This is a genomic window from Bacillus aerius, from assembly GCF_029894105.1.
Lineage (GTDB): Bacteria > Bacillota > Bacilli > Bacillales > Bacillaceae > Bacillus > Bacillus altitudinis.
Window position 1 is genome coordinate 1,238,809 of record NZ_JARYHO010000001.1, and the last position, 24,876, is coordinate 1,263,684.

At 42.7% G+C, this 24,876-nt stretch carries 27 protein-coding genes, 1 riboswitch and 1 other annotated feature; of the genes, 22 read left to right on the plus strand and 5 right to left on the minus strand.

Translation table 11 applies throughout. The features are described 5' to 3' along the window. Positions 1 to 15 precede the first annotated feature (15 nt). Together M2353_RS06370 and M2353_RS06375 are read left to right on the plus strand one after the other, a co-directional pair. Entirely contained in the window at positions 16 to 972 is a 957-nt protein-coding gene (locus M2353_RS06370; protein WP_017359143.1) for a sugar-binding transcriptional regulator, read from the plus strand. Positions 973 to 1,035: 63 nt separating this feature from the next. Next, complete coding sequence (locus M2353_RS06375; RefSeq protein WP_008358910.1) at positions 1,036 to 1,365, plus strand: hypothetical protein; 330 nt, start codon at positions 1,036 to 1,038, stop codon at positions 1,363 to 1,365. 13 nt (positions 1,366 to 1,378) lie between these two features. Here the strand turns inward: M2353_RS06375 and M2353_RS06380 are convergent, their stop codons facing one another. After that, complete coding sequence (locus tag M2353_RS06380) at positions 1,379 to 2,704, minus strand: APC family permease (protein WP_284725151.1); 1,326 nt, start codon at positions 2,702 to 2,704, stop codon at positions 1,379 to 1,381. Positions 2,705 to 3,033: 329 nt separating this feature from the next. Between M2353_RS06380 and M2353_RS06385 the strand changes: the two genes are divergently transcribed. Further along, positions 3,034 to 3,984 carry a ring-cleaving dioxygenase gene (locus M2353_RS06385; protein WP_072367660.1) on the plus strand — a complete coding sequence of 317 codons (951 nt, stop codon included), beginning with the start codon at positions 3,034 to 3,036 and terminating at the stop codon, positions 3,982 to 3,984. A gap of 42 nt (positions 3,985 to 4,026) precedes the next feature. Here the strand turns inward: M2353_RS06385 and M2353_RS06390 are convergent, their stop codons facing one another. Further along, positions 4,027 to 5,346, minus strand: a complete 1,320-nt coding sequence (locus tag M2353_RS06390; protein WP_047945973.1) for a S1C family serine protease — start codon at positions 5,344 to 5,346, stop codon at positions 4,027 to 4,029. A gap of 169 nt (positions 5,347 to 5,515) precedes the next feature. Here M2353_RS06390 and proG point away from each other — a divergent pair, with 169 nt between their 5' ends. The 10 genes from proG (at position 5,516) to M2353_RS06440 (ending at position 15,911) form a co-directional block, all read left to right on the plus strand. Further along, positions 5,516 to 6,340 carry a pyrroline-5-carboxylate reductase ProG gene (gene proG, locus M2353_RS06395; protein ID WP_048001641.1) on the plus strand — a complete coding sequence of 275 codons (825 nt, stop codon included), beginning with the start codon at positions 5,516 to 5,518 and terminating at the stop codon, positions 6,338 to 6,340. Positions 6,341 to 6,529: 189 nt separating this feature from the next. Continuing rightward, positions 6,530 to 7,354 carry a M55 family metallopeptidase gene (locus M2353_RS06400; protein WP_039168738.1) on the plus strand — a complete coding sequence of 275 codons (825 nt, stop codon included), beginning with the start codon at positions 6,530 to 6,532 and terminating at the stop codon, positions 7,352 to 7,354. 18 nt (positions 7,355 to 7,372) lie between these two features. After that, a complete protein-coding gene (locus tag M2353_RS06405) occupies positions 7,373 to 8,308 on the plus strand; it encodes an ABC transporter permease (protein WP_284725152.1) in 936 nt (311 codons plus the stop codon). After that, a complete protein-coding gene (locus tag M2353_RS06410) occupies positions 8,305 to 9,267 on the plus strand; it encodes an ABC transporter permease (RefSeq protein WP_041092314.1) in 963 nt (320 codons plus the stop codon). The genes M2353_RS06405 and M2353_RS06410 overlap by 4 nt, the downstream gene beginning before the upstream one ends. Positions 9,268 to 9,274: 7 nt before the next feature. Next, entirely contained in the window at positions 9,275 to 10,288 is a 1,014-nt protein-coding gene (locus M2353_RS06415) for an ABC transporter ATP-binding protein (protein WP_008346229.1), read from the plus strand. Next, positions 10,285 to 11,904 (plus strand): peptide ABC transporter substrate-binding protein, encoded by a 1,620-nt coding sequence (locus M2353_RS06420; protein WP_035700454.1) that lies wholly within the window; start codon positions 10,285 to 10,287, stop codon positions 11,902 to 11,904. Before M2353_RS06415 ends, M2353_RS06420 begins: the two co-directional genes overlap by 4 nt. 114 nt (positions 11,905 to 12,018) lie before the next feature. Next, positions 12,019 to 12,960: a S66 peptidase family protein gene (locus M2353_RS06425; protein WP_284725153.1), complete on the plus strand. Its 942-nt coding sequence runs from the start codon at positions 12,019 to 12,021 to the stop codon at positions 12,958 to 12,960. Beyond that, a complete protein-coding gene (locus tag M2353_RS06430) occupies positions 12,957 to 14,036 on the plus strand; it encodes a dipeptide epimerase (RefSeq protein WP_284725154.1) in 1,080 nt (359 codons plus the stop codon). The genes M2353_RS06425 and M2353_RS06430 overlap by 4 nt, the downstream gene beginning before the upstream one ends. Beyond that, positions 14,036 to 14,953 (plus strand): C40 family peptidase, encoded by a 918-nt coding sequence (locus M2353_RS06435; protein WP_284725155.1) that lies wholly within the window; start codon positions 14,036 to 14,038, stop codon positions 14,951 to 14,953. The genes M2353_RS06430 and M2353_RS06435 overlap by 1 nt, the downstream gene beginning before the upstream one ends. After that, positions 14,943 to 15,911 carry an ABC transporter ATP-binding protein gene (locus M2353_RS06440; RefSeq protein ID WP_008346217.1) on the plus strand — a complete coding sequence of 323 codons (969 nt, stop codon included), beginning with the start codon at positions 14,943 to 14,945 and terminating at the stop codon, positions 15,909 to 15,911. Before M2353_RS06435 ends, M2353_RS06440 begins: the two co-directional genes overlap by 11 nt. A gap of 61 nt (positions 15,912 to 15,972) precedes the next feature. Here M2353_RS06440 and M2353_RS06445 read toward each other — a convergent pair whose 3' ends face one another. Continuing rightward, entirely contained in the window at positions 15,973 to 16,833 is an 861-nt protein-coding gene (locus tag M2353_RS06445; RefSeq protein WP_056407837.1) for a dimethylarginine dimethylaminohydrolase family protein, read from the minus strand. Positions 16,834 to 17,012: 179 nt separating this feature from the next. On the opposite strand from M2353_RS06445, the gene M2353_RS06450 reads away from it, so the two are divergent. The 5 genes from M2353_RS06450 to M2353_RS06470 all read left to right on the plus strand — a co-directional run bounded on the left by M2353_RS06450 (position 17,013) and on the right by M2353_RS06470 (position 20,092). Beyond that, positions 17,013 to 17,534: an acyl-CoA thioesterase gene (locus tag M2353_RS06450; RefSeq protein WP_008346212.1), complete on the plus strand. Its 522-nt coding sequence runs from the start codon at positions 17,013 to 17,015 to the stop codon at positions 17,532 to 17,534. Between the two features lie 114 nt (positions 17,535 to 17,648). Then, positions 17,649 to 17,975 carry a PadR family transcriptional regulator gene (locus tag M2353_RS06455; protein WP_284725156.1) on the plus strand — a complete coding sequence of 109 codons (327 nt, stop codon included), beginning with the start codon at positions 17,649 to 17,651 and terminating at the stop codon, positions 17,973 to 17,975. 4 nt (positions 17,976 to 17,979) lie between these two features. Continuing rightward, the gene (locus M2353_RS06460) at positions 17,980 to 18,732 is read left to right on the plus strand and encodes an HAAS domain-containing protein (RefSeq protein ID WP_284725157.1); all 753 of its coding nucleotides are present in this window, start codon (positions 17,980 to 17,982) and stop codon (positions 18,730 to 18,732) included. A 309-nt stretch (positions 18,733 to 19,041) separates the two neighbouring features. Next, positions 19,042 to 19,530 carry a small multi-drug export protein gene (locus tag M2353_RS06465; RefSeq protein ID WP_007498817.1) on the plus strand — a complete coding sequence of 163 codons (489 nt, stop codon included), beginning with the start codon at positions 19,042 to 19,044 and terminating at the stop codon, positions 19,528 to 19,530. Between the two features lie 16 nt (positions 19,531 to 19,546). Continuing rightward, positions 19,547 to 20,092: a GNAT family N-acetyltransferase gene (locus M2353_RS06470; RefSeq protein ID WP_284725158.1), complete on the plus strand. Its 546-nt coding sequence runs from the start codon at positions 19,547 to 19,549 to the stop codon at positions 20,090 to 20,092. A gap of 18 nt (positions 20,093 to 20,110) precedes the next feature. On the opposite strand, the gene M2353_RS06475 is transcribed toward M2353_RS06470, so the two are convergent. Further along, the gene (locus M2353_RS06475; protein WP_268373179.1) at positions 20,111 to 21,154 is read right to left on the minus strand and encodes a bifunctional transcriptional activator/DNA repair enzyme AdaA; all 1,044 of its coding nucleotides are present in this window, start codon (positions 21,152 to 21,154) and stop codon (positions 20,111 to 20,113) included. A gap of 199 nt (positions 21,155 to 21,353) precedes the next feature. Next, a riboswitch (guanidine-I (ykkC/yxkD leader) is annotated at positions 21,354 to 21,463 on the plus strand. A 66-nt stretch (positions 21,464 to 21,529) separates the two neighbouring features. On the opposite strand from M2353_RS06475, the gene M2353_RS06480 reads away from it, so the two are divergent. Both M2353_RS06480 and M2353_RS06485 read left to right on the plus strand, forming a co-directional pair. Beyond that, a complete protein-coding gene (locus M2353_RS06480) occupies positions 21,530 to 21,859 on the plus strand; it encodes a DMT family transporter (protein ID WP_024719620.1) in 330 nt (109 codons plus the stop codon). Then, on the plus strand, positions 21,856 to 22,170 hold the full coding sequence (locus M2353_RS06485; protein WP_025207223.1) for a DMT family transporter: 315 nt from the start codon (positions 21,856 to 21,858) through the stop codon (positions 22,168 to 22,170). Before M2353_RS06480 ends, M2353_RS06485 begins: the two co-directional genes overlap by 4 nt. Positions 22,171 to 22,203: 33 nt before the next feature. Here M2353_RS06485 and M2353_RS06490 read toward each other — a convergent pair whose 3' ends face one another. After that, positions 22,204 to 22,389 carry a hypothetical protein gene (locus tag M2353_RS06490; RefSeq protein WP_024719622.1) on the minus strand — a complete coding sequence of 62 codons (186 nt, stop codon included), beginning with the start codon at positions 22,387 to 22,389 and terminating at the stop codon, positions 22,204 to 22,206. Positions 22,390 to 22,552: 163 nt separating this feature from the next. Between M2353_RS06490 and purU the strand changes: the two genes are divergently transcribed. Beyond that, positions 22,553 to 23,455 carry a formyltetrahydrofolate deformylase gene (gene purU, locus M2353_RS06495; RefSeq protein ID WP_007498809.1) on the plus strand — a complete coding sequence of 301 codons (903 nt, stop codon included), beginning with the start codon at positions 22,553 to 22,555 and terminating at the stop codon, positions 23,453 to 23,455. Positions 23,456 to 23,498: 43 nt separating this feature from the next. After that, positions 23,499 to 23,718, plus strand: a binding site (T-box leader). Positions 23,719 to 23,774: 56 nt separating this feature from the next. After that, positions 23,775 to 24,872 carry a glutamate 5-kinase gene (gene proB / locus M2353_RS06500; protein WP_029575424.1) on the plus strand — a complete coding sequence of 366 codons (1,098 nt, stop codon included), beginning with the start codon at positions 23,775 to 23,777 and terminating at the stop codon, positions 24,870 to 24,872. Positions 24,873 to 24,876: the final 4 nt, after the last annotated feature.

Sequence of the window (24,876 nt, forward strand, 5' to 3'; positions counted from 1 at the left end):
AAAGGATGATGTCACATGCTGAATTGGGAAGAAAGACGACAGCTCGTCAAGGTTGCTCATCTTTATTATACAGACGGGTGGACGCAGCAGGAGATTGCAAAAAAGCTCAATGTCTCAAGACCAGTCATTTCAAAGCTCTTACAAAAAGCAAAAGATGTGGGAATCGTTGAAGTGTACATTAAAGACGAAAGTATTCATACAGTGGAACTTGAAAAGCAGCTGGAAACGACCTTTCAATTAACGGATGCTGTCGTTGTCCCAAGTGTCGGGACAATGTCTGAGATGGTCAAACGGGCAGTCGGTCAAGCAGGCGCCTATTATCTTTCTAAAAACATGAAAGGCGCTGAGAAAATCGGTATTTCATGGGGAACCACACTTGCCGAGCTCGTGAAGGAATATCCATTTGAGCGAAGAAACGATGTCAAAGTCATTCCTTTAGAGGGCGGAATGGGCAGGCAGGCAGTCGACATTCACGCGAATCAGCTGGCATATGAGCTGGCAAAGAAGATGAATGGTACGTGCTCCTATCTATATGCACCTGCGATTTTAGAAACAGAAGAATTAAAAGAGCGGCTGATGGCGATGCAGGACATAGAAGCTGTGCTTGAAGAAGGCAGAAATGTTGATATTGCCCTGATCGGTATTGGGAATCCGCATAAAGGCTCTACATTGAAAACAGTCGGTTATTTAAAAGAAGAGGATTTGTCTGGTTTAAGGCAATCAGGAGCTGTTGGTGATATTGGTTTTCGTTTCTTTGACGGGGAAGGGAAACCAGTCCAAGATGAGCTGAACCAAAAGGTGATTGGATTATCGTTAGAACAATTAAAGAACGTGAAAAAAGTCATCGCAGTTGTGGAAGGAACCCATAAGGCTGAAAGTATTTTAGGGGCCTTAAACGGCGGCTTTATTCAGGTGCTCGTCACCGATGAATTGACTGCGGCAGCTATTTTAAAGGAAGCATCTGTCCAATAAACAGCTGACAGCCATCGTATTGTATAAAAAGAGCAACATCAAACGAGAAAGGAGCTGTGTATCTTGAAGAAAACCGAAATGGAAGCAAACCTACACTGTACTCGGTGCCAAGAAGAGACCCTCCACAGCATCGTTTATGTGAATGATCAGATGAAAAGCGTTGAGTGTACAGAGTGTCATCAGAAGATCAGTGTGCAAGTTGACATCATGAAGGAATTTTACAAAGAAGTATATGAAAAAATTGCCACAAAGCCAAAGCGGATGACGCAGGAGTATAAGGCGAATCTGAATGGATTTATTTCAAGACTCCCCATCCGGGTTTTAAGTAAGCCATACCGGCTGATGAGATATTTAAACGAATCTTATAAGGTCATTAAGCAATATAAAAAATAAAGCAGAGGCTGTCTTAGCGCTCTGCTTTATTTTGTGTTTTTTTCATATAGTAATAAATCGGCAGTCCGGCAATGCCGATCAGCATGGAGATCAGACAGCTTTGCCAATCGGTGATCATGGTGCTGATTAAGACAAAGAAAGAGCCGATAATCGCAATGATCGGTGTGAGCGGGTAAAGTGGTACGCTATAAGCGCGCTTCATTCCCTTGTTTTGTTTTCTTAGCTTAAAGACAGCGAAAAAGGCCATCACATAAAAGATGTAAATCATGAAAATCGAAATCTCTGACAGCTTCTCGGGATTACTGACGATCATAAACACAATGGCAATCAAAATCTGTACAAATACAGCGATCCAAGGTGTTTGAAAAGTAGGATGAATGCGTGAAATGGCTTTGGCAAACGGAATTTGTTTTCGTTCTGCCATCGCAAAAATGACACGCGGGAACGAAAGAACCTTTCCATTCAAACAGCCAAAGATACTAATGATGATTCCGATACTAATAATTTTACCGCCAATTGGACCAAAGAGCATTGTAGCAGCTGTGCTTGTTGCATTTTCACCTAGTTGAACGATTTGATCAGCTGGTAACACATGCAAAAGGGCGATGTTAATAAAGAGATAACATGCTGTGACAATTAAAATACCGCCTGCCATCGCACGAGGAAGCAGTTTCTCTGGATTTTTCATTTCACCGCCAAGCGCTGCAAGCAAAATCCAGCCATCATAGGCGAATAATGTTGCCAAAATTGCTGCACCGAAGTTCATTTGTGCGATACTCTCATTGACGGCTGTGAAAATATGTTCATTTCCTTTCCATAAGCCAAACACAATAATTGCTGCAATTGGAACAAGCTTTCCGATCGTGGTCAGTCCTTGGACAAAACCACCGTATTTCGTTCCCATGATGTTGATCACACATAAAAAAAGAACGGTGATAATGCCAATGGTTGTAGCCCATAAAGAAGAAAGAGAAAATAAATTAGCTAATAATGAACCAAAATAAAGACCAAGAGCACCAATAATCGCTGGCCCGTAAATAATAATTTGCACCCAGCCACATAAGTAGCCCCAAAATTCACCGTATATTTCTTCAAGATAGGCATATAAACCGCCAGTACGTGGGATTTGTGTACCAATTTCAGCGACTGTGAGTCCACCTGCAAGGGTTAAGATCCCGCCTAACAGCCATGCGAATAAGGCGATGCCTGAGCTTCCTGAATAAGAAAGGACGTTGCCAGGCTTCATAAAAACGCCAGATCCAATAATTGTTCCGATGACAAGAGATAGGGCAAAAAATAAGCCGATGTCTTGTTTTAACGCTGGTTGTTCTTTGTTCATTACACACGACCTCCTGCATCACTTTCGTACGTTACTGTGACATGTATTTTGTTCATTGTAATACGATTTTAGGAAAACAAGAATTAAAAAAATTTTCTGATTTTCGTATTTGTATTTAAAAGTGTTCGTTTATTGGAGATATTAGGATGAATGTTATCTTAAAAGCGAACAATATAAGAATATTTTTGATGTAATGTTAATTTAATGGGCGAAAACCGAACATCCAATAAAGATGAAGCCGAATGGTTGACTTTTCTTCTAAAATGACCTATTTTATTCATAAGGAAATTATCTTGAATTCGAGATATTTTATAATAGGAGTGAACACAATGAAAATAAATGGGATTCACCACGTATCAGCACTAACAGCAAATGCTCAGAAAAACGTTGATTTCTACCGCCAAATCCTTGGCTTAAAACTGGTGAAAAAAACAGTCAATCAAGATGATCCATCGATGTATCATCTATTTTATGGAGATGAGGTCGCCTCACCTGGTACAGAGCTGACGTTTTTTGAAATACCGATGCTCGCCCGCCGGCTGGACGGAACAAATGCGATCTCACGCACAGGTCTGATTGTCACTTCAGAAGAGGCAATCACCTTTTGGGAAAAGCGCTTTGAAGAAAAAGGTGTAAAGAAAGAAACAGCTTCTTTAAGAGGCGGCAGACCTGCCTTGAAATTTACAGATCCAGAAGGACAGCAGCTGTTTTTGACTGTAGAACCAAGCGTGCAAGATGGAGCGAAGCCGCCAGTGCATGATGAGATTCCTGCTGATTTTGCGATCAGAGGTTTGGGACCAGTAGAATTAACAGTCGCAGAAGCAGATAAAACGATCAGTGTGTTAACGAGCATCCTTGGTTTCACAGAAAAAGCACGTGAACAATCAAATGATGGGGAAATCGTGACGATTTTTGAATCAGGACAAGGCGGAGCTGGAACAGAGATTCATGTCATCGAAAAAGCACAAGGACCTGTTGAGCGATCTGGTAGAGGGAGTGTTCATCACGTAGCCTTTCGTGTAGCGGACGCAGAAGAGCTTGAAAAATGGCATGATAAAATAGCCAAAGCCGGTTTCACCAACTCTGGTGTTGTAGAACGTTTTTATTTTAAAGCCCTATATTTTAGAGAGCCAAACGGTATTTTGTTTGAAATCTCAACAGACGGTCCTGGATTTACAGTGGATGAAAGCGTGGATGAACTTGGTGATCAATTAGCACTTCCACCATTTTTAGAGCACAAACGAGCAGAAATTGAACAAAGATTGGTCCCAATCAAGTGAACATGAAAAAAGCAGCTCAATTTTTATGAGCTGCTTTTTTCGTTAAGAACTGACTTGCTTTGATTCAGATTGTGTTAATGTCACTTGTTTTGTTTCTTCTTTTCCATTACGAACGAGTGTGATGCTGATGGTATCTCCTACTTTTGCATTCGTGTAAAGCTCGTGGCGTAATTCACTGCCGGTTGTCACTTTTTTGCCATTGATGGCGGTGATAACATCCTCTGCCTTTAATCCAGCTTTTGCAGCAGGTGAGCCAGCAGCGATTTCTTTTACGTACACGCCTTTATCCAGCTGACTGCTTGTCAGTCCAAGCGTTTCCTTCTGATAAGCATCTGGTACTTGTTCGAGATCCAGCATGCTGATACCGATATAAGGTCGTTCGATTTTTCCTTTTGTGAGAAGCTGTTCTGCAATTGGTTTGACATCATTGATTGGGAGCGCAAATCCGATACCTTCCACACCTGTTTCAGAAATTTTCATACTGGTGATCCCCACAACCTTTCCGTCTGTTGTTAAAAGCGGTCCGCCGCTGTTACCGGGGTTAATGGCGGCATCTGTTTGAATGACATTAATACTGCTTTCGCCAGCTGATGTATCCATAGAAACTGTTCGATCGACACCGCTGACAATTCCTTGTGTCACTGTTCTTGATAAATCTTCACCAAGAGGGTTTCCGATTGCGATGACGGTTTCTCCCGCACGAAGGGATGAGGAGTCTCCGAGTTCAGCGACTTTTGTAACGCCGCTGCTGCTAATTTCCACGACAGCAAGATCAGTCAGCGGGTCAGAACCGACCACTTTTCCTGCTACCGTCTTGCCATTATGCAAGGAGACTGTTAATTTATTTGCTCCTTCAATCACATGGTTGTTTGTTAATACATAGGCTTTACTGCCGGATTTTTTGAAAATAACCCCTGATCCGGTACCGCTTTCTTGTTCTTGACTGCTGCTGTTTTGATTTTGCTGTGATCCATCAAAAGGTGTGTTCATATCGCCAAAATCTGTGGTTGTTTGACTTTGTGTTTGATAGTTTGTAATGCCGACGATGGCTGGTGATACGTTTTCGACCATACTTGAAATACTGCTGGTCGAATTCGATGTTTGTGACGCTGTTGTTTTTGACGAATTTGTACTTGTATCATTTGTCGATACAGCGGCTGTTTTCGTTGACGAATCAGTTGAACTATTTTCTGAATGCTGAGCATATGGAGTTAGAACGTAAACACCTAACGCTAACGTACCTCCTACAATCCCGCTGACAAATGGCTTCAGCCAGCCACTTGGCTTCTTCTGCTTTTTTTTCGGCTGTTCAATGGTTTGTAATTCATAAGAAGTGTGTTTTTCATCTTTGTGATGTGTCATCAAGATCACTCTCTTTCATCGATTTTTACATGTATGTGTGTAAGGTGATTGACCGTATGTGGTGGATACTGACTTTATCGTAAGAAAAAAGTGTGGGATAAAAATGAAAACATTGTGGGAAATTGTTAAAATAAGTAGTGAATCTAAGCAAAATAGAGGAGATTAAACTGTGGAGACTATTGGAATCATTGGATATGGAAGCATGGCAGATATGATGGTACAAAAATGGCTGGACAAAGGAGTACTTCATGCCAGTCAGTTTATGATCCATACAAGAAGTGAAACGGAGCGGCTGCAACAGCTGAAAGAGAAGAACCAGCATGTCAACATTTGCTCTTTAGATGACATCTCTGCATCATGTGATGTCGTGTTTGTTTGTGTACCACCGCTTGCTGTACTTGATGTCTTAGATCAGCTGAGCCCCGCAAAGACATCTCTTCATATCGTATCAGTGGCAGCGGCTGTCACGTTAGACAAATTAATGCAACATACGAATCAGCCGGTTTCTAGATACATTCCCACTTTGACATCAGCCGTAGGGACGGGTGTATCCCTTGTGGCGCATGGTGAAACCACTGGACAGGAGGCACAAGAACGACTCCACCGCCTGCTTTCAGCTTTTAGTATCGTCAGGGAAGTAGAAGAGGACCGGTTTGATGCGGCGAGTAATTTGACAAGCTCTTCTCCGGGCTTTATTGCAGCAATCTTTGAAGAAATGGCGAGAGCCGCTGTTCGGAATAGTGAGCTTTCTTTAGAAGAAGCCTATGAATTTTTAACATATGCGCTGCTCGGTACAGGACAAGTTCTTGTTGAACGCGGACTGACATTTGCTGAAACGGTGAATAGGGTCGCAACAAAAGGCGGGATTACAGGAGAAGGCGCTGCAGTCATCCAGCAGCAGGCACCGCAAATGTTCGATGACTTGTTTACACAAACGATGAAAAAATATGCGCAGCTAAAATCGCAAATCGATGAAGCAGACAAACACCACTAAAGGCATAGCTAGTGGTGTTTTTTCTGTAAAATAAATCCTTTCGCATCAATGCTTTTGACCTGTATTACCTGAGTCTAATTTCCTTATTTTCAGACATTGTATTGAAAAATCAATCAAGTTCTCATATAATTTTTTAGAAAATTTAGAAAAATATACACAAATTTTAAGTTTAATTAAAGGGGGATGGGAATGAAGCTCTATGTATCAGTCGATATGGAGGGAATTACTGGTCTAGCTGATCATACATTTGTTGATAGCCGCCAGCACAATTATGAGCGCGGGAGAAAAATCATGACAGGTGAAGTGAACGCCTGTGTAGAAGCTCTTCTTACACATGGGGCGACCGAGATTTTAGTGAATGATAGCCATTCTAAAATGAATAATTTGTTGATTGAAGATTTGCATGAGGAAGCATCTCTCATATCAGGGGATGTAAAGCCTTATTCAATGGTTCAAGGATTAGATCAAACGTATGATGCCGCTGTTTTTTTAGGCTATCATGCAAGGGCATCAATGAAAGGTGTGATGTCGCACAGTATGATTTTTGGTGTCAGACATTTTTACATAAATGATCATCCAGTTGGTGAAATGGGCTTTAATGCGTATGTCGCAGGGTATTATGGTGTTCCAGTCATTCTTGTATGCGGAGACGATCAAGCGGCACTTGAAGCAGAAAAGTTAATGCCTGGCGTAAAAACAGTGGCGGTGAAAGAAACCATTTCAAGATCTGCTGTGAAATGCTTAACACCAGCGAAAGTAAGCACCCTCATCTCGCAGCAAGTGGAAGCTGCCATGAAACAAATTCATCAAATGAAGCCGCTCACGCCTCCTGAGCAGCCAGTGCTGAAAATCGAGTTTGCCAATTATGGACAAGCCGAATGGGCGAATTTAATGCCGGGTACGGCCATCATCGAAGGGACAACAACGGTGACGTACCAAGCAGAGAATATATTAGAAGCCTACCAAGCCATGCTTGTCATGACAGAGCTTGCCGCACGTACAACATTTTGTTAAGCGAGGGGGAGACGGCAGATGGCCAGCTTTTTGCTCAAGCGTTTGATTGCGATGATTGCCACGATTTTAACGATTACGACGTTAACGTTTATTTTAATGAAGGTCATCCCAGGATCGCCCTTCAATGAAGAACGAAATACAAACGAAACTGTCCGGCGAAACCTCGAAAGCTACTATCACTTAGACGAACCACTCTATGTTCAATATATGATCTATTTAAAATCCATCGTTACTTTTGATTTTGGTCCTTCCATTAAAAAACCTTCTGAAAGTGTCAATGATTTATTGGCGAGAGGTTTTCCAGTCTCATTAGAACTTGGTCTTATCTCTATTTTGATTGCTGTCATCTCCGGCATCTTGCTCGGAATCATGGCTGCCCTCCGGCATAATGGCTTGATTGATTATATCGCCATGACGATTGCTGTTTTCGGTATATCCATACCAAACTTTATCTTTGCTACCTTATTAATTCAGCAGTTTGCTGTGAATGTAAAGCTCTTTCCTACAGCGATGTGGACAAGTCCAATGCATATGGTGCTTCCTACCATTGCACTGGCGGTAGGTCCAATGGCGATCATTGCCCGGTTAACGAGATCGAGCATGATTGAAGTGCTGTCGCAGGACTATATTCGAACTGCAAAAGCGAAAGGACTTTCCCCTTATAAAATTGTGTTTAAACATGCCCTGCGGAATGCGCTTTTACCTGTTGTCACGATCCTTGGCACACTTGTCGCAAGTATTTTAACAGGCAGTTTTGTGATTGAAAAAATATTTGCGATCCCTGGAATGGGAAAATACTTTGTTGAGAGTATAAATAATCGTGACTATCCTGTCATCATGGGAACCACTGTTTTTTACAGCATCATCTTAATTACCCTTCTTTTCATTGTAGATGTGACATATCGTCTGCTTGATCCAAGGATCCAGCTGCATCAGAAAGGAGGAAAGGCATGAGTATACACCTTCGGCATGATCAAACGAATCAAGCGCATGAAGTGCCAGATGAATGGTTTGCTCCTAAAGAACAAAAGACATCTGAAGTCCATGCTATTAAAAGACCTTCACTTTCGTATTGGGCAGATACTTGGCGACGGTTAAAACAAAATAAACTCGCTATGTTTAGTTTATCGGTGCTGATTTTTCTTTTCGTCATGGCTGTATTAGGCCCACTCCTTGCACCGAATAGTGTGACAGAACAGCGGCTTTCCATGCAAAACTTGCCACCGTCAGCTGCTCACTGGTTTGGAACAGATGAACTTGGACGTGATGTGTTTACACGTACTTGGTACGGCGCACGCATTTCATTATTTGTGGGCGTGATGGCCGCTCTCATTGATTTTGCAATCGGTGTCATCTATGGCGGTATTGCAGGCTATAAAGGCGGGAAGTATGACCATGTCATGATGCGGATCGTCGAGGTGCTTTACGGTCTGCCGTATTTACTCGTCGTCATTTTATTGATGGTTCTGATGGGGCCTGGGCTTGTCACTATTATTGTGGCGCTCACTGTCACAGGATGGATCGGGATGGCAAGGATCGTGAGAGGTCAAGTCCTTCAGCTGAAAAGCCAAGAATATGTCCTTGCCTCGAAAACCTTTGGCGCAAAAAGTTTGCGCATCATCCGCAGAAATTTACTGCCGAATACGATGGGACCGATTATTGTCCAGATGACGCTAACTGTACCGACAGCGATTTTTGCTGAAGCATTCTTAAGTTTTCTCGGTTTAGGGATTCAAGCGCCGTTTGCAAGCTGGGGTGTGATGGCCAATGATGCCTTGCCGACAGTGCTGTCAGATAATGGTCACTGGTGGCGTTTATTCTTTCCGGCATTTTTTATTTCGCTGACGATGTTTTGTTTTAATAATTTAGGTGATGGCTTGCAAGATGCGCTTGATCCAAAGATGAAGAGGTGATGGCGCTATGAGAAAAATGCTTCGGATTATCGATCTGCATGTCAGCTTTCGGACATATGGCGGTTCTGTTCAAGCGGTACGCGGGGTGAATGTGGATGTGTATGAAAAAGAAACCCTCGCCATTGTCGGAGAATCAGGCTGCGGAAAAAGTGTGACGTCTCAAAGTATCATGCGGCTTCTCCCTGCATACAGCGCACAAGTCGATCAAGGGGAAATTTGGTTTCGTGATCGCAACTTGCTGTCATTATCTGAAAAAGACATGCGCAGCATACGTGGTGTCGATATCTCCATGATTTTTCAAGATCCTATGACGGCACTCAACCCGACGCTGACAATTGGAGATCAGCTGATGGAGGCTGCAAAAGTGCATCAGAAGCTGACAAAAAAAGAAGTGAAAGAAGAGGCGCTTCGTATGCTTGATTTGGTGGGGATTCCGCAGCCGAAAGAGAGGCTGAAGCAATATCCGCATCAGTTCAGCGGCGGCATGAGGCAACGGCTCATGATTGCAATGGCTCTTATTTGTGAGCCGAAGGTGCTGATTGCAGATGAACCGACAACTGCACTAGATGTCACCATACAGGCGCAGATTTTAGAACTATTTAAAGAGATTCAGAAAAAAACAGGCGTGACGATTATTTTAATCACACATGACCTAGGGGTCGTAGCACAAGTCGCTGATCGAGTGGCCGTCATGTACGGGGGGAAAATCGTTGAAGTTGGGACAAGGCGAGATATCTTTTACAGTCCGCAGCATCCCTATACAAAAGGGCTACTGCAATCCGTTCCAAGGCTGGATATGAAAGATGAACTCATTCCTATTGAAGGAAGCCCGCCTGATTTATTTGCCCCGCCAAAAGGTTGTCCATATACCGATCGATGCCCGTCTGCGATGAAAGTGTGTGATCATATCATGCCGCATGAAACGCAGCGTTCACCTACACATGCAGTACATTGCTGGCTCCAAGATGAACGAGCGAAGCAAACGGTTTTATCTTCAACACAAAGGGGGAGTTTTTCATGAGAAAAACAGGTTGGATTCTCAGTATGTGCTTTATCGCAGTGATGCTGCTTGCAGGATGTACAGCCAATGAGCAAGCAGGCAAAGGATCTTCAAGCAAGGGCGAAGAGAAAGTTTTAACATTAAATAATGAAAACGAACCGACATCATTTGATCCGCCCATTGGTTTTAATAATGTGTCCTGGCAAGGGCTCAATAACTTAATGGAAGGATTAACAAGACTGAATGAAAAGCACGAACCATCTGCTGCCATGGCGGAAAAATGGGACATTTCAAAGGACGGAAAAACGTACACGTTCCATTTAAGGGATGGGATTAAGTGGTCAAATGGTGATCCAGTCAAAGCAAGTGACTTTGAATATGCGTGGAAGCGGCTGCTAGATCCAAAGACGGGCTCTTCTGCGGCATTCTTAGCTTATATGATTGAAGGGGGCGAAGCGTTTAACAGCGGAAAAGGGAAGAAAGAAGATGTAAAAGTTAAGGCTGTTAATGATCAAACGCTAGAGGTCAAGCTAGCATACCCGCAGAAATCTTTCTTAAATATGACGGCAAACCCTGCCTTTTTCCCAGTGAATGAGAAGGTAGCGGAAAAGGACCCGAACTGGGCCAAGGATGCGAAAACCTTTGTCGGCAATGGACCGTTTAAGCTGACAGAGTGGAAGCATGATGAAAGCTTTACAATGGAAAAAAGTGACACGTATTGGGACAAACAAACGGTCAAGCTAGATCAAGTGAAATGGCTCATGATCAGTGATCGAAACACAGATTACCAAATGTATCAATCAGGAGATTTAGATACGGCCTTCGTTCCGGCAGAACAAAGTGAAGACCTGTTAAAAAGCAAAGATGTGCAAATTGAGGATCAAGCAGGGCTGTTTTTTTATCGTCTAAATGTCAACATGGAGCCTTTTCAAAATAAGAACATTCGCAAAGCCTTTCAAATGGCGATCAATCCTCAGGATATTGTAGAGTATGTGACGAAAAATGAAGAGAAGCCAGCACGTGCCTTCGTTTCTCCAGGAATTTTAGATTCAAAGGGTGAAGATTTCAGAGAAGCTGGCGGCGACCTTGTCAAACATGATACGAGTGAAGCTGTAAAACTATTAGAAAAAGGGTTGAAGGAAGAGAACTATTCAAAGCTGCCGCCCGTCACATTAACATATAGTACAAAGCCTGAAAATAAGAAAAAAGCAGAAGCCATTCAGCAACAATTAAAAGAAGCGCTAGGGGTAGATGTGAAGCTTGCAAACATGGAAGCAAATGTGTTTGCAGAAGATCAAAAGGCACTCAAATTCCAATTCTCGCAAAGTTCATTTCTAGCTGACTATGCAGACCCAATCAATTTCTTAGAGAGCTTCCAAACAGGAAATGCGATGAACCGGACAGGTTGGTCAAATGATACGTATGATCAGCTGATCAAAAAGGCGAGTCAAGAAGCAGATGAACAAAAGAGAAATCGTATGCTGCATGATGCCGAGGCACTTCTGATGGAAGAAGCACCGATCATTCCCATTCATTTTTATAACCAAGTCTATTTACAAAAAGAAGGCGTAAAGGGCATTGTCCGTCATCCTGTTGGTTACATTGATTTGAAATGGGCACAGGTAGATGGAGAGTAAATGAACAAATGAGAGAACGGGACGCTTTGAAAAAAGCGTCTGTTCCTTTATTTGTTCATTTTATGAAGAAGATGCCCATAGATTGAAAGAAACGAAGAGAAAGAGGGGATTGGCATGAACCAGCTGCCAGTGGCACTTCAAACAGGAGATACAGTGGGAATCATTGCACCAGCAAGCCCGCCTGATGAGCTGAAATTAGCAAGAGGTATTTCTTTTTTAGAAAGCTTAGGGCTAAAGGTGAAAAAGGGGAAGTATATCAACTCCCGGTATGGTTATTTAGCAGCTCATGATCATGAACGAGTGGAAGATATTCATCACATGTTTCAAGATCCAGACGTGAAGGCAGTGATTTGTGCTTGCGGAGGATACGGAACAGGAAGAATTGCAGAAGCCATTGATTATGACCTCATTCGCCGGAACCCAAAAATCTTTTGGGGATACAGTGATATTACGTTTTTACATACAGCCATTCAGCAGCAGACGGGTCTTGTCACCTTTCATGGTCCAATGCTCTCCTCTGATGTGGGACTTGAGGAGGTTCATCCGTATACAAAGGATACCTTTTTACAGCTATTCACTCCAAAAGCCTTTTCGTATACGAACCACCTGTCACCTCTTCACACTTTTTATCATGGCACGACTTCAGGCGAAATCACCGGAGGAAATCTTGCCCTTATCGTCACGACACTTGGTACACCTTTTGAAATTGATACAAAGGGGAAGCTTTTATTGATAGAAGATATTGACGAAGAACCATATAAAATCGATCGAATGATGCAGCACTTAGCATCTGCAGGAAAATTACATGATGCGGCGGGATTTATCATTGGTGATTTTCATCAATGTGAGCCGAAAAAGAAAGAGCAGTCGTTAACGCTCGATCAGCTATGGGAGACGTATATTGTCCCGCAACAGAAACCTGCACTTGGCGGCTTTCGGATCGGTCATTCATCTCCAAACTTCGCCATTCCAATCGGCGTGCAGGCTACATTAGATGCTACAGGGAAAAAACTGCATATTTCCCCAGGTGTTGCAGCGAAAGAGGCGATCAAATGAAAATCGTAGATGTTCACACAAGCAGAACGAGTGTACCGCTAAAGAAGCCTTTCAAAACAGCATTAAGAACGGTGTATGATGCCGCATCTCTTATTGTGATCATCACCTATGATCAAGGTGATGTCAGCTATGGAGAGGCAGTGCCGACATCGGTCATTACAGGTGAAACACTGGAAAGCATCGACTATGCTATTTGCGCTGTGATGAGGCCGATCTTGATTGGGGCCTCATTGTCACAATATGAACAAATCTTTTCAGCGATCGACCGTGTACTTGTAGGAAACACGAGTGCAAAGGCTGCAATAGATATGGCGATTTACGATGGTTTAGCGAAGCAGGCTGGCCTGCCGCTTTATCAATATCTTGGTGGTTATCGCGATCAGCTGGAAACGGATTACACGGTTAGTGTCAACCGTCCGCTAGAAATGGCAGAGGATGCGAAGCAATATGCAGCTGAAGGCTTTCGTACCTTAAAGATCAAAGTGGGAAAAGATGATATAGATACGGATATTCAGCGGATCAAACGGATTCGAGAAAAAGTCGGGCCGGATATTCAAATCAGGCTTGACGCCAACCAAGGCTGGACATGGAAGGAAGCGATTGTGGCCATTCGAAAAATGGAGGCACTCGATATTGAACTAGTCGAGCAGCCAGTGCCTAAAGAAGACATCGAGGGTCTGCGCCGGGTGACGGAAGCAACAGACACATTGATTATGGCAGATGAAAGTATTTTTAGCCTCCATGATGCCATCAAGGTGTTAGAAACGAGAAGCTGTGATCTCATCAACTTAAAATTAATGAAAACAGGCGGTATCAAAAAAGCGCTGAAAATCAATAGTTTAGCAGAAGCATGCGGCGTCAAGTGCATGGTTGGCAGTATGATCGAATCAAAACTAGGGATTACCGCAGCCGCTCATCTTGCTGCAAGCCAGCCGAATATTACCCGTTATGATTTTGATGCGCCGCTTATGCTCAAAGAGGACTTAATAGACGGAGGAATTGTCTATCAAGGAAAAGATATTCTCTTTCCGCCGCATCATGGATTAGGCATTCAAGGAGTGAAAGGGGTCTTATGATGTTATATGAATCAAAGGTTCCAGTCGCAAATATATGGACAGCACCGCAGTCGCCGAGAGATATGGATCGACACGTTCTTCAAAGTTCCGTCCAGATCAAAGAATGGATTGATCAGCAAACATATGAACAGAAATTGGCCTTATGTGAAGAAAACCTTATTCAAACCCAAGTACTGCTTGGCGAACGAGTCATTGGGCTGGAGGAGACAGATGGCTGGATGAAAGTTGTCATCCCGCAGCAGGCAAGCCGGAAACACCCGCAAGGCTACCCAGGTTATATCCCTGTAGAGCAATTAAATGAAGTATCAGAGAGTGAACCACCTGCTAGTCCCTTGATTGTTTGTCAGAAAAAAGCGGTTTTATATCAAAACGGAACACCGGATATGGAGGTTAGTTTTTTAACAGAACTAGCACCTGTTGAAGAAACGAGCGATTCCTTTGATGTTCTAACTCCAGTAGGAAGAAGAGAAATCAAAAAAGAAGATGTGCGCCGTGCTTCATCACCTTCTTCTATGAGCGGTAAGGATGCCTTAGCCATAGGAAAACAATTTATTGGACTGTCATATTTGTGGGGCGGCATGAGCAGCTATGGCTACGACTGTTCGGGTTTTGTTTACAGCATGTACAAAGCGTGTGGATGTGTATTACCGAGAGACGCAAGTGACCAAGCAGTTCAAGGAACTCCAGTCGCATCAAACCATTTGGCGCCAGGTGATCTCATGTTTTTTGCCAATGACAATGGGAAGGGAGCAGTTCGCCATGTAGGGATGTATGCTGGAGATGGCATGATGCTTCACTCGCCTAAAACGGGCAGACAGATTGAACTCCTTTCTCTTTCTGGTACTTCATATGAACAGGAATGGGCAGGAACAAGGCGGTATTTGAAAGCTGAGAGGGGGAGATGTGATGGGAAGTGAACCACTTTTGCAAGTCAACAACTTAAAAAAGCATTTTCATCTATCGAAAGGAAGAACGTTAAAAGCATTAGATGGTGTCACCTTTCAGCTGAAACAAGGCGAAACCTTTGGTCTTGTTGGTGAGTCAGGCTGCGGTAAATCTACACTTGGAAAAGTGCTCATGCGGCTTTATGACCCGACAGAAGGTGAGGCTTTGTATGAAGGGAAAAGTCTCCATCACTTATCGAACCGAGAATCATTTGATTTCAATAGGCAAATTCAAATGGTGTTTCAAGATCCGTATTCTTCTTTAAATCCTAGGCTCTCTGTAAAAGATATTATGCTAGAACCGATGGAGATCCACCAATTGTATGGCAGTCAAAAGAAAAGACTCGAGCGTGTGAAGGAACTGCTTGAAGCGGTGGGGCTAAGTCATGATTTTGCTACACGCTATCCTCACGAATTCAGCGGAGGTCAGAGGCAAAGAATAGGGATTGCTAGAGCACTAGCCTTATCGCCAAAGTTTATCGTGGCAGATGAGCCGATTTCTGCACTAGATGTATCCGTTCAAGCTCAAGTCGTGAATTTGCTGAAAAAACTGCAAAAAGAAGAAGGATTGACGTTTTTATTTATTGCCCATGATTTATCGATGGTCAAATATATTAGCGATCGAATCGGTGTCATGTACTTAGGACATCTCGTGGAGATGACCAGCAGTGATGCTTTATATAAAACACCGCTTCATCCATATACACAAGCATTGCTGTCTGCTATCCCGATTCCAGATCCTGATGTGGAAGATAAACGCAAGCGGTTTATTTTAAAGGGAGAAATTCCAAGTCCAGTGAATCCGCCAAGCGGCTGCGTATTTCGGACAAGATGTCCTGCTGCAATGGATGTATGTGCGGACAAAAAGCCAGTATTACAAGCAGTCGAAGAAGGGCATGAAGTGGCCTGTCATTTATATGATAGGAAATAGATAGAGGGAAGAAGGTAAGCATTTAAAAAGCCAGCGAGTAGACAAGCTGGCTTTTTGGCTTTTATGACCGCCTAATAGGTAATGTACAGCATCTAAAAGAGCCGCCGGATTTAATGATTTCTGAAAAATCTACTTCAATGACGGTGTAGCCGTGGGCTGTTAATGCAGCATTTGTTTCTTGGTTGATTGGTAAGCTGATGACTTTTTTCTGTCCAATGGACAATACATTTGGTCCAAGTGTGAACTGCTCTTGCTCACTTATTTCAATGAGATCATAATGCTTTTTGAGCATATGAAGATCCTTTTCCGTAAAAGCTTCAGGGTAAATCAAGATCTCATGATGAGAAAGGATATTCATCACACAATCAAGATGCAAAATGTGAGAAGGAAGATGAATAGGAATGATGTCGTGATTCGGCAGTTCTTTTTTGAGCTGCTGTATGGCGGCTAGATTTGTTCTTTTGCTGATCCCCACAAATACCCGGGTTTGGTCTACAAGCACATCGCCGCCTTCAATCGTTCCATCATCCAGCGTGATGGTTGTCCATCCTTTTGTCTGTGCCCATTCTTTTAAAGAATGTTCTTCTCCTTGTCTGACAGGGGCTGCCATGTTTGAAACAAATAAAGTCTGTCCAATTGTAAATCCAATATCCCGAGTGAAGACTTGTTCAGGGAAACGTTCATTTGCAGGAAGAAGGACAGGCCGGACATGATGGTTTTTCAGCGTTTGGATGAATTGCTTATGCTGCGTGAGGGCTTTGATTTGAGAAATATTTTCTCTTGCAAAATGCTTTTGGGTTTCATTGATGATCTGTTTAATTTCCATATAAATTGGACTGCATAAGAGGACTTCTTGTAAATCATCATATTCACTCATACATTGCGGCGTTTTATACACTTTCTCTGATTTCATAGAATCCATCAAAGGGCCTCCTTGTTTATCGATAGTTATATTATTCCTCCTTCTAGTAAATGTTGAAACATTTCCGAAAGAAAATCTCTCATGAGAGACTAAAGCAAAAAGTTTAGACAAACCTAATAGAATAGTGTTTAATAAAAGTCGTTCCGCATCAACGAAAACAGCAAGAAGGAGCTATGACGATGAGTGAAGAAAATTTCAAATACTGCAAGGAATCGAAAGTTGTGAAAACCAGCAGGGTATTCCCCCTCGATACGAATAACCACCAAACGTTATTTGGCGGGAAATTAATGAGTTATATAGATGACATTGCTTCCATCTCGGCAGCAAGACACAGCCGTAGTGAAACAGTCACCGCATCAATGGATTCAGTTGATTTTTTAGAGCCGATTGGACAGAAAGAGTCCGTCTGCTTAGAATCTTATGTGACATGGGTCGGCACATCTTCTATGGAAGTATTCGTCAAAGTCATTAAGGAAAACTTGATGTCTGGAGAGCGCAGACTCGCAGCAACTTCATTTCTTACCTTTGTCTCGCTTGATGAAAACGGGAAGCCAAAACGAGTTCCACAAGTCATGCCGGAAACAGAGGAAGAAATCATGCTTCATCAAACAGCGAAGCAGCGGGCAGAGGAAAGAAAAAGCCGCCGAAAGCATAGTAAAGCTTTGGCTGACGCACTTGGGACGGATAAGCCTTGGGCGTAAAAATCACCCTTTAAGCGGTGATTTTTTTCTGAGTCGGTATCTTGCATGGCAAGATAGTGTGTGGTAAGATCAAACTATCTTGTCATGCAAGGTACTGAAAGCGGAGGATCAATGATGACACAATCAACACAAATGCTAAAAGGAATTTTAGAGGGATGCCTGCTGTCGATTATTTCTGAAGGTGAAATTTATGGCTATGAAATGACAAAGAAGCTTGCTCACTATGGGTTTGATCAAATTAGTGAAGGCAGTATTTATCCGATCTTGCTGCGCATGCAAAAAGAACAACTGGTTCATACGTCCACAAAAGCATCGGCGAGCGGGCCGAAAAGGAAATACTATACGCTCACACAAAGAGGCGAAGAAGCGCTGACGGATTTTACCATGCGATGGAATGAGCTGTCAGGGAATGTAGACCGATTATTACATAAAGGGAAGTGAGAAGATGGTAACAAAAGAAACGAGACACATCTTATTAGAGCTACAACTCTATCTCATATCAAAAGGGAAAAATCAGGACGAGATCGACGAAGTGATGGATGAATTAACGACACACGCTGTCGAAGCTGAGAAAGAGGGGAAAACAGGGGAAGATGTATTTGGCGGAGATCCACGGGGCTTTGCTGATGAGCTAGCGAAAGAGCTCTCTAGAAATCATAAAGACTGGGTTCCGTTTGTCAGTGCTTTTTTAATTGGATCTCTTTTTTACATGATGTTAGCAGATGCCATCAGTCAAAGTTTATCGTATTCTTGGTATGCACTTATTGGTTATCCGCTAATCATAGTGGCCAATGTGATCATGACCATTGTGATGTTTAGAGCTTCTGCCTTTCAAACAAGCAGGAGGGCATTCTTTTACTTTTGGATATTAGGTGTTTTTCAGATGACAGCCTTGATCACAGTGAAATTATTGGACCAAAAACTTGGTACTCCTTTACTTGTGCTGACCTCGAGCCAAAGATGGGGCGTCATTCTTCTGTTGCTGCTGTGTATTGTCTTATTGAATGCCATATTAAAGGCGAATATGATGTCGCTCATTCCGCTGATCTTCTTTGGACCGCAGCTCCTATTCGAATGGCTTGGATGGACATCGCCTCTCATGCTTCTTTTCCCAAGTCTGGTATCCATTGTGATTTTAGTCTTGCTCACAATCGCTTTTTTACAGAAAACAAACAAGAAAAATGAACATTTAATGTAGATAGAGCACATCACTTGCGATGTGCTTCAGCGTGTAGACAAACCCTCGCATTCTTTGTCAGTCCTGCGTGCTGGTGCTCACGAATGTCAAATTCGCTCCGCGCCAGTACTCGTCCTTCCTAGACTGCAAAGGTTTTCTATCACGCTGAAAAGAAGACAAAGGGCTAAAATCAAGTTCATTTTAGCCCTTTGTCAACAATCTGGAGCACATCTCTTGCGATGTGCTTTTCTTTTTCTAAAAAAATGTAGATATGGGATCACATTTTTCTTTACAATGAGAAGAGGACAAAAATGAAAAGGGGTTCTGTGATTGGATATTGTATGGGGGTATGTACTCGTTTTTATATTGGCTGCTTTACCTTTCTTTGAAGTGGTTGGTGTCGTTCCGCTGGGGATTTTAAGTGGTCTGCATCCTGTGACAACGGCAGTTATTGGATTCGTCGGCAACTTTCTTACCGTCTTGCTACTCATCGTCTTCGTGGACCGATTTAAAGCGTGGTGGCTGAAGAGGAAAGAGGAGAAACATGATGAAAAAGGAGAGAAAAAACAGCTGAAAGCCAGAAAGGTTTGGGAACGGTACGGTCTCCCTGGTCTGGCACTTATTGGTCCTTTTATCATTGGCAGTCATTTAGCGGCTTTTATGTGTATGAGCTTCGGGACGAAAAGAAAACAAGTCACTGTGTGGATGACGGTCAGTTTAATCATGTGGACCGCATTAGCTGCTAGTTTAACGGGTGCGGGGTTCCATTACTTTGCCCCAGATTCAAATGGGTTGTTCGGAGATATTTTTAGCAAGTAAGCAGGGGGGATAACAAATGACACATCAAACACGGATCGTGCTTGAAACAGAGCGCCTCAGACTGAGAACAATGGATGAAGACGATGCGCCTTTTTTATATGAAAAGCTGTTCCAAGATGAAGAGGTCATGAGGTATTATCCTTCACTAAAGGATGAAAAGCAGACAAAAGAGTGGATTGCTTGGAATCAAAAGAATGACCGCACGTACCATACATCCCTGTGGATCATTGAAGAAAAAGAAACGAAAGAACCACTTGGACAAAGCGGTATTGTTCTCCAAAACGTCGAAGGACAAACAGAGCTTGAAATTGGCTATATGCTAAAGAGATCGGCATGGGGAAAAGGATATGCTGTTGAGGCTGCAAAAGGCTGTCTTGCGTATGGTTTTGACGAAATGAAGGTGAGGCGAATGGTCAGCTTAATTCGCCCTGACAATGAAGCGTCAGTCAAGGTCGCAATGAAAATGGGGATGAAAAAAGAAAAAACCATTTCAAAATGGGATCAAATGATTGATGTTTACAGTGTTACTCGTGACGGAAAAAGCGGCTCGCTTGAATCATAAGGAGAGCCGCTTTTTCTTTTATAGACGCTGTTCTAACTGAAGTAAATATTTCTTTCGTTCGATTCCCCCGCCATATCCGCCAAGTTCACCGCTTGTTTGAATGACTCGGTGACAAGGAATGATGATGGCCAACTGATTGGCACCATTTGCATTTCCAACTGCCCGAACCAAATGGGGATCGCCAAGCATGATGGCAAGATCTCGATACGATCTCGTTTCGCCTGGCGGAATCTGTAATAGAAGATCCCATACCCTTTTCTGAAAAGGGGTGCCATGTATAGCAAGTGGCACAGTAAACTGCGTGAGTTTCTTGTCAAAATATAAGGCCAATTCCTTTGCTAATTGCTGATGGACGTTTGTTTCTCCAACTAAAATACGGGCATGATGTTTTTTTCTGATGTTCTCAATTTCTCTTTCTAATCCTCGCCTGTCCATAAATTCAAGCAAATACACATGGGTTGCATCTGAAATGCTCATCATCCGCCCAATCGGAGTAGAAATAAAATTCGCATGCAAAATATTGACTTGCGCCTTTTTGGGTGGATTCCCCATGATTTTCGTAAAGGCGTCATTGAAGGCACTGGAAGACTCGTAACCGAAGGTGACTTGCTGATCAATGACTTTTTTTCCGTTCAGAATCTCTTTAAACGCTAGCCCCATTCGGCGTGATCTAGCATATTGAACAAAGGTCATTCCATAGATTTCTTTGAATTTTCTCCGAGCTGTTGCAGAGTGAATCCCTAATTGGCGAAAATCTTCTTCTTTCCACCGTTTCTCAGGGCTCTCTTCAACTGCTGATACAAGTGTTTTGACTTCTTCTGGAATGCTGTTAGGATATGTTAAAGGCGTGCATCGCTTACACGGCCGATACCCTGCAAGCAGCGCCTCCTCTGCTGTAAAGAAAAACTCGCAGTTCTCATATTTTGGTTTTCTAGCAGTGCACGTGGCATGGCAGAAGATGCCGGTTGTTTTAATACCAGCAAAAAACGTGCCGTCATATTGCGGATTTTTATCAACAAGTGCTTGATAAAATTCGTGTTTTTGTTCGTCGGTCATCATCATTTGATCCACCTCTTGTTTTATTATATCAGTGATGTGGTCGTTCCTCTTTCTAACATTTAGTATACTTCGCTTTCATCCACTTTCTTTCGAAAAATGAACAAGTATATTTGAAGGGAAAAAGCAAAGTGGTAGACCGGCATATCAGGGTGTGATACACTTTTTCATACAGAATCGGCTGTATGCTAGATCTGATTATCATGAATTGGTTTTCTAGGGTTCCGTGCGGGTAGCGCAGTCTGGACCGAGAGAAAACACATAGGGTCTAGACAATAGACCGTATGGACACGGAGGGATAAAAGCCCGGGAGATTTGATCAAACGATCGATTTCCGGGCTTTTTTTATTGCTTGGAATCGGTAAGAAAGGAAGAGATCGAATGAAATGGGGAAATGTTTTGATTGCAGCCGTATTTGAAGTCGGCTGGGTAATGGGGTTGAAATATGCCGGCTCTATATTGGAATGGAGCGCAACCATCGTTTGTATTGTCGTCAGCTTTTATTTACTCCTGAAAGCCACGACTGTACTTCCAGTTGGCACACTTTACGCCGTTTTCACCGGACTTGGAACAGCCGGTACGGTCATAGTAGGGATGGTCATGGGTGAGCCGGTACAGCTAGTAAAATTACTTTTGATCATGGTGCTTTTAAGCGGTGTATTAGGACTCAAATTGACCACAGGTGAAAAGAAAGGGGAGGCTGAATCGTGAGCTGGCTTTTACTCATTGGGGCAGGCATCTTAGAAATGCTTTGTGTCACCATGATGAATCAATTCCAGAAAGATCGCCATGTCAAATGGATTTTCTTCATAGCAGCTGGATTTTCGCTATCCTTTTTGATGCTGTCTCTTGCGATGAATACAATTCCGATGGGAACGGCGTATGCGATTTGGACAGGAATCGGAGCAGCTGGAGGAGCGATTGTTGGGATGATGTTTTATGGTGAGTCGAAAGACGCAAAACGTATTTTCTTTATCGCACTCATTTTATCAGCAGCGGTCGGGTTGAAAATCATTGAATAAGAAAAGGCTGGCAAACATGTGCCAGCCTTTTTGCTACATCGAATGATGATTGGAATCGTTTTCATTTTTGCGGTAAAGCTGACTCACAAGCAGAAAACATACACCAAATGTAAGTAAAGGAATGAGTCTTTCTCCGGTCATAAATAGATAAATGCCCGTGATTAGACATACGATGCCGAGCCAAAAGCTCACTTTACCAAACAAAGTCATGCTTTTCATCTCCATCACTCCTTTTGTGATAAAAGGTCTATTCATATTATATCACGCCAGGTGCAGAATTGAATGAATATTCAATAAAAAATACGCCACTTAATTGCTTTTTCTCTTTCCAGTCCAGTATAATATTTCATTAGAATGAAAAACGTAAATGAGGTCATAAGCCATGAGAACATTGATTACAGAGAAACTTGAATTACACAGACAAAAGCATGAGCAAAAAGGAAGGCTTTTAGTCAGCTGCCCGGATCAGCCTGGTATTGTGTCAGCTGTTTCTACTTTTTTATTTGAACATGGAGCAAACATCATTGAATCTAGTCAATACACAACAGATCATGAGAGTGGCCGGTTCTTTTTAAGAATTGAATTTGATTGGAAAGACATTTCTGCCAACTTAGATCAATTGAAAAGCAGTTTTGAGCCAATTGCGCAATCATTTCACATGACATGGAGCATGTCGCGTGCAAGTGATCTGAAAAAGCTGGCGATCTTTGTGTCCAAAGAGCTTCATTGTTTACATGAACTTTTATGGGAATGGCAAAGCGGTAATTTAATGGCTGAAATAGCGGTTGTCATCAGCAATCATGAAACGGCAAAAGATACAGTCGAAGCACTCGGCATTCCATTCCACTTCGTGAAAGCAAATAAAGACATTCGCCAAGATGCAGAAAAACAACAGCTTGCATTATTAGAAGAATATGATATTGATGCGGTTGTGCTTGCTAGATACATGCAAATTTTGACGCCAGCCTTTATCGAACAGCACCCGAACAAAATCATTAATATTCATCATTCCTTCCTGCCGGCTTTTATAGGGGCTAACCCTTACAAGCGTGCATATGAGCGAGGGGTTAAACTGATTGGGGCGACTTCTCATTACGTGACAAATGATTTAGACGAAGGGCCAATCATTGAACAGGATATTGAGCGGGTAGATCATAGAGATGATGCAGAGGCATTAAAAAATATTGGCCGCACGATTGAGCGCAGTGTGCTTGCCCGAGCTGTCAAATGGCATCTGGAAGATCGAATCATTGTTCATGAGAATAAAACGATTGTGTTTAATTGACCGCTTGACTTTTCTGAAGCAATTGGTGATAATATAAAAAAATTAACGAGCGTTGAGAAGGAATAGTAAGCAGGACCTGCTGTGTAAAAGAGAGCAAATGACATGCTGAAACATTTGCCGCAGACAGCTGCTGAACCTACCCTTTGAGCCTTAGAGGAAAAATCTAAGCGCATGCCTGGCGTTACAGGAGTTGAGTGGAATAAGCAGACGTATGCTTATTCAATGAAGGTGGTACCACGGAAAATCCCTTTTTCGTCCTTTACATAAGGAGAAAAAGGGATTTTTTATGTGGTGAAAGGTATAGCGGAGGGAATCAATGATGAAAAAGCAAAGGATCGTCATAAAAATTGGTAGCAGTTCATTAACAGAGCAAAAGGGAGCCATTGATGAACACAAAATGCAGGATCATGTCAAAGCCATCGCAAAGCTAAAAGAGGCAGGGCATGAAATCATTCTCATTTCGTCAGGTGCCGTTGCGGCGGGATTTGGCAGTTTAGGATATCCGTCAAGACCTGTGACCTTAAAAGGGAAGCAGGCTGCTGCTGCTGTTGGTCAAGGCTTGTTAATGCAGAAATATACAGAACTATTTTCACAGTTTCAGATGACGCCTGCACAAATGCTTTTAACACGTAATGACTTTTCAGATCGTACAAGATATCGAAATGCTTACGCAACGATGATGGAACTGCTCGAAAGAAAAATTTTACCGATCATTAATGAAAATGATTCTGTGTCCATCGAGGAGCTTACCTTTGGTGATAATGACATGTTATCAGCACTGGTCAGTGGCTTAATTCATGCAGACCAATTGATCATTTTAACAGATATCAACGGAATTTATGATGCCAATCCAAGTGAGAATCCTGATGCGAAGCGGTTTGATGTGCTGACTCACATTTCAGATGAATTGTTCTCATATGCGAAGAGTACGGGTTCAAAGGTTGGAACAGGCGGGATGAAATCTAAGCTTTCAGCTGCACAAACAGCTCTCTCCCTTGGCGTTAAAGTCTTCATTGGCACAGGTGCAGGAGAAGACAAGCTTCTTCACATTCTCGCTGGTCAAGGGGACGGCACATATATTGGTGAACAAGACTTATCATCAGTCAATAACCGTCGCCAATGGATTCAATTCCACTCACCAGTCTCTGGGAAGATCATGATTGATGCGGGGGCAGAGGCGGCGATTTTGCATAATGGAAGAAGTCTTCTTCCAGCTGGTGTCATTGATGTAGCTGGTGAATTTTCTAAAGGAGAGGTCGTCGAAGTCGTTGGTCCAAACGGGTTAGTCGGTAAAGGACAAACATTGTATGATTCTGATGAGCTTCTTGGCATTAAAGGGATGCGAAGTCATGAGCTTTCTCATGAAAAACCTGAAGTCATTCACCGAGATCATTGGGTTCAGCACATACAAAACTGAGGAG

Excerpts from the sequence above, each read along its gene's own strand:
- M2353_RS06370 (WP_017359143.1), top strand. The coding sequence starts at position 16 with ATGCTGAATTGGGAAGAAAGACGACAGCTCGTCAAGGTTGCTCATCTT.
- M2353_RS06380 (WP_284725151.1), bottom strand. The coding sequence starts at position 2,704 with ATGAACAAAGAACAACCAGCGTTAAAACAAGACATCGGCTTATTTTTT.
- M2353_RS06385 (WP_072367660.1), top strand. The coding sequence starts at position 3,034 with ATGAAAATAAATGGGATTCACCACGTATCAGCACTAACAGCAAATGCT.
- M2353_RS06390 (WP_047945973.1), bottom strand. The coding sequence starts at position 5,346 with ATGACACATCACAAAGATGAAAAACACACTTCTTATGAATTACAAACC.
- M2353_RS06400 (WP_039168738.1), top strand. The coding sequence starts at position 6,530 with ATGAAGCTCTATGTATCAGTCGATATGGAGGGAATTACTGGTCTAGCT.
- M2353_RS06405 (WP_284725152.1), top strand. The coding sequence starts at position 7,373 with ATGGCCAGCTTTTTGCTCAAGCGTTTGATTGCGATGATTGCCACGATT.
- M2353_RS06410 (WP_041092314.1), top strand. The coding sequence starts at position 8,305 with ATGAGTATACACCTTCGGCATGATCAAACGAATCAAGCGCATGAAGTG.
- M2353_RS06415 (WP_008346229.1), top strand. The coding sequence starts at position 9,275 with ATGAGAAAAATGCTTCGGATTATCGATCTGCATGTCAGCTTTCGGACA.
- M2353_RS06420 (WP_035700454.1), top strand. The coding sequence starts at position 10,285 with ATGAGAAAAACAGGTTGGATTCTCAGTATGTGCTTTATCGCAGTGATG.
- M2353_RS06425 (WP_284725153.1), top strand. The coding sequence starts at position 12,019 with ATGAACCAGCTGCCAGTGGCACTTCAAACAGGAGATACAGTGGGAATC.
- M2353_RS06430 (WP_284725154.1), top strand. The coding sequence starts at position 12,957 with ATGAAAATCGTAGATGTTCACACAAGCAGAACGAGTGTACCGCTAAAG.
- M2353_RS06435 (WP_284725155.1), top strand. The coding sequence starts at position 14,036 with ATGTTATATGAATCAAAGGTTCCAGTCGCAAATATATGGACAGCACCG.
- M2353_RS06440 (WP_008346217.1), top strand. The coding sequence starts at position 14,943 with ATGGGAAGTGAACCACTTTTGCAAGTCAACAACTTAAAAAAGCATTTT.
- M2353_RS06445 (WP_056407837.1), bottom strand. The coding sequence starts at position 16,833 with ATGGATTCTATGAAATCAGAGAAAGTGTATAAAACGCCGCAATGTATG.
- M2353_RS06450 (WP_008346212.1), top strand. The coding sequence starts at position 17,013 with ATGAGTGAAGAAAATTTCAAATACTGCAAGGAATCGAAAGTTGTGAAA.
- M2353_RS06455 (WP_284725156.1), top strand. The coding sequence starts at position 17,649 with ATGACACAATCAACACAAATGCTAAAAGGAATTTTAGAGGGATGCCTG.
- M2353_RS06460 (WP_284725157.1), top strand. The coding sequence starts at position 17,980 with ATGGTAACAAAAGAAACGAGACACATCTTATTAGAGCTACAACTCTAT.
- M2353_RS06470 (WP_284725158.1), top strand. The coding sequence starts at position 19,547 with ATGACACATCAAACACGGATCGTGCTTGAAACAGAGCGCCTCAGACTG.
- M2353_RS06475 (WP_268373179.1), bottom strand. The coding sequence starts at position 21,154 with ATGATGATGACCGACGAACAAAAACACGAATTTTATCAAGCACTTGTT.
- M2353_RS06480 (WP_024719620.1), top strand. The coding sequence starts at position 21,530 with ATGAAATGGGGAAATGTTTTGATTGCAGCCGTATTTGAAGTCGGCTGG.
- M2353_RS06490 (WP_024719622.1), bottom strand. The coding sequence starts at position 22,389 with ATGAAAAGCATGACTTTGTTTGGTAAAGTGAGCTTTTGGCTCGGCATC.
- purU (WP_007498809.1), top strand. The coding sequence starts at position 22,553 with ATGAGAACATTGATTACAGAGAAACTTGAATTACACAGACAAAAGCAT.
- proB (WP_029575424.1), top strand. The coding sequence starts at position 23,775 with ATGAAAAAGCAAAGGATCGTCATAAAAATTGGTAGCAGTTCATTAACA.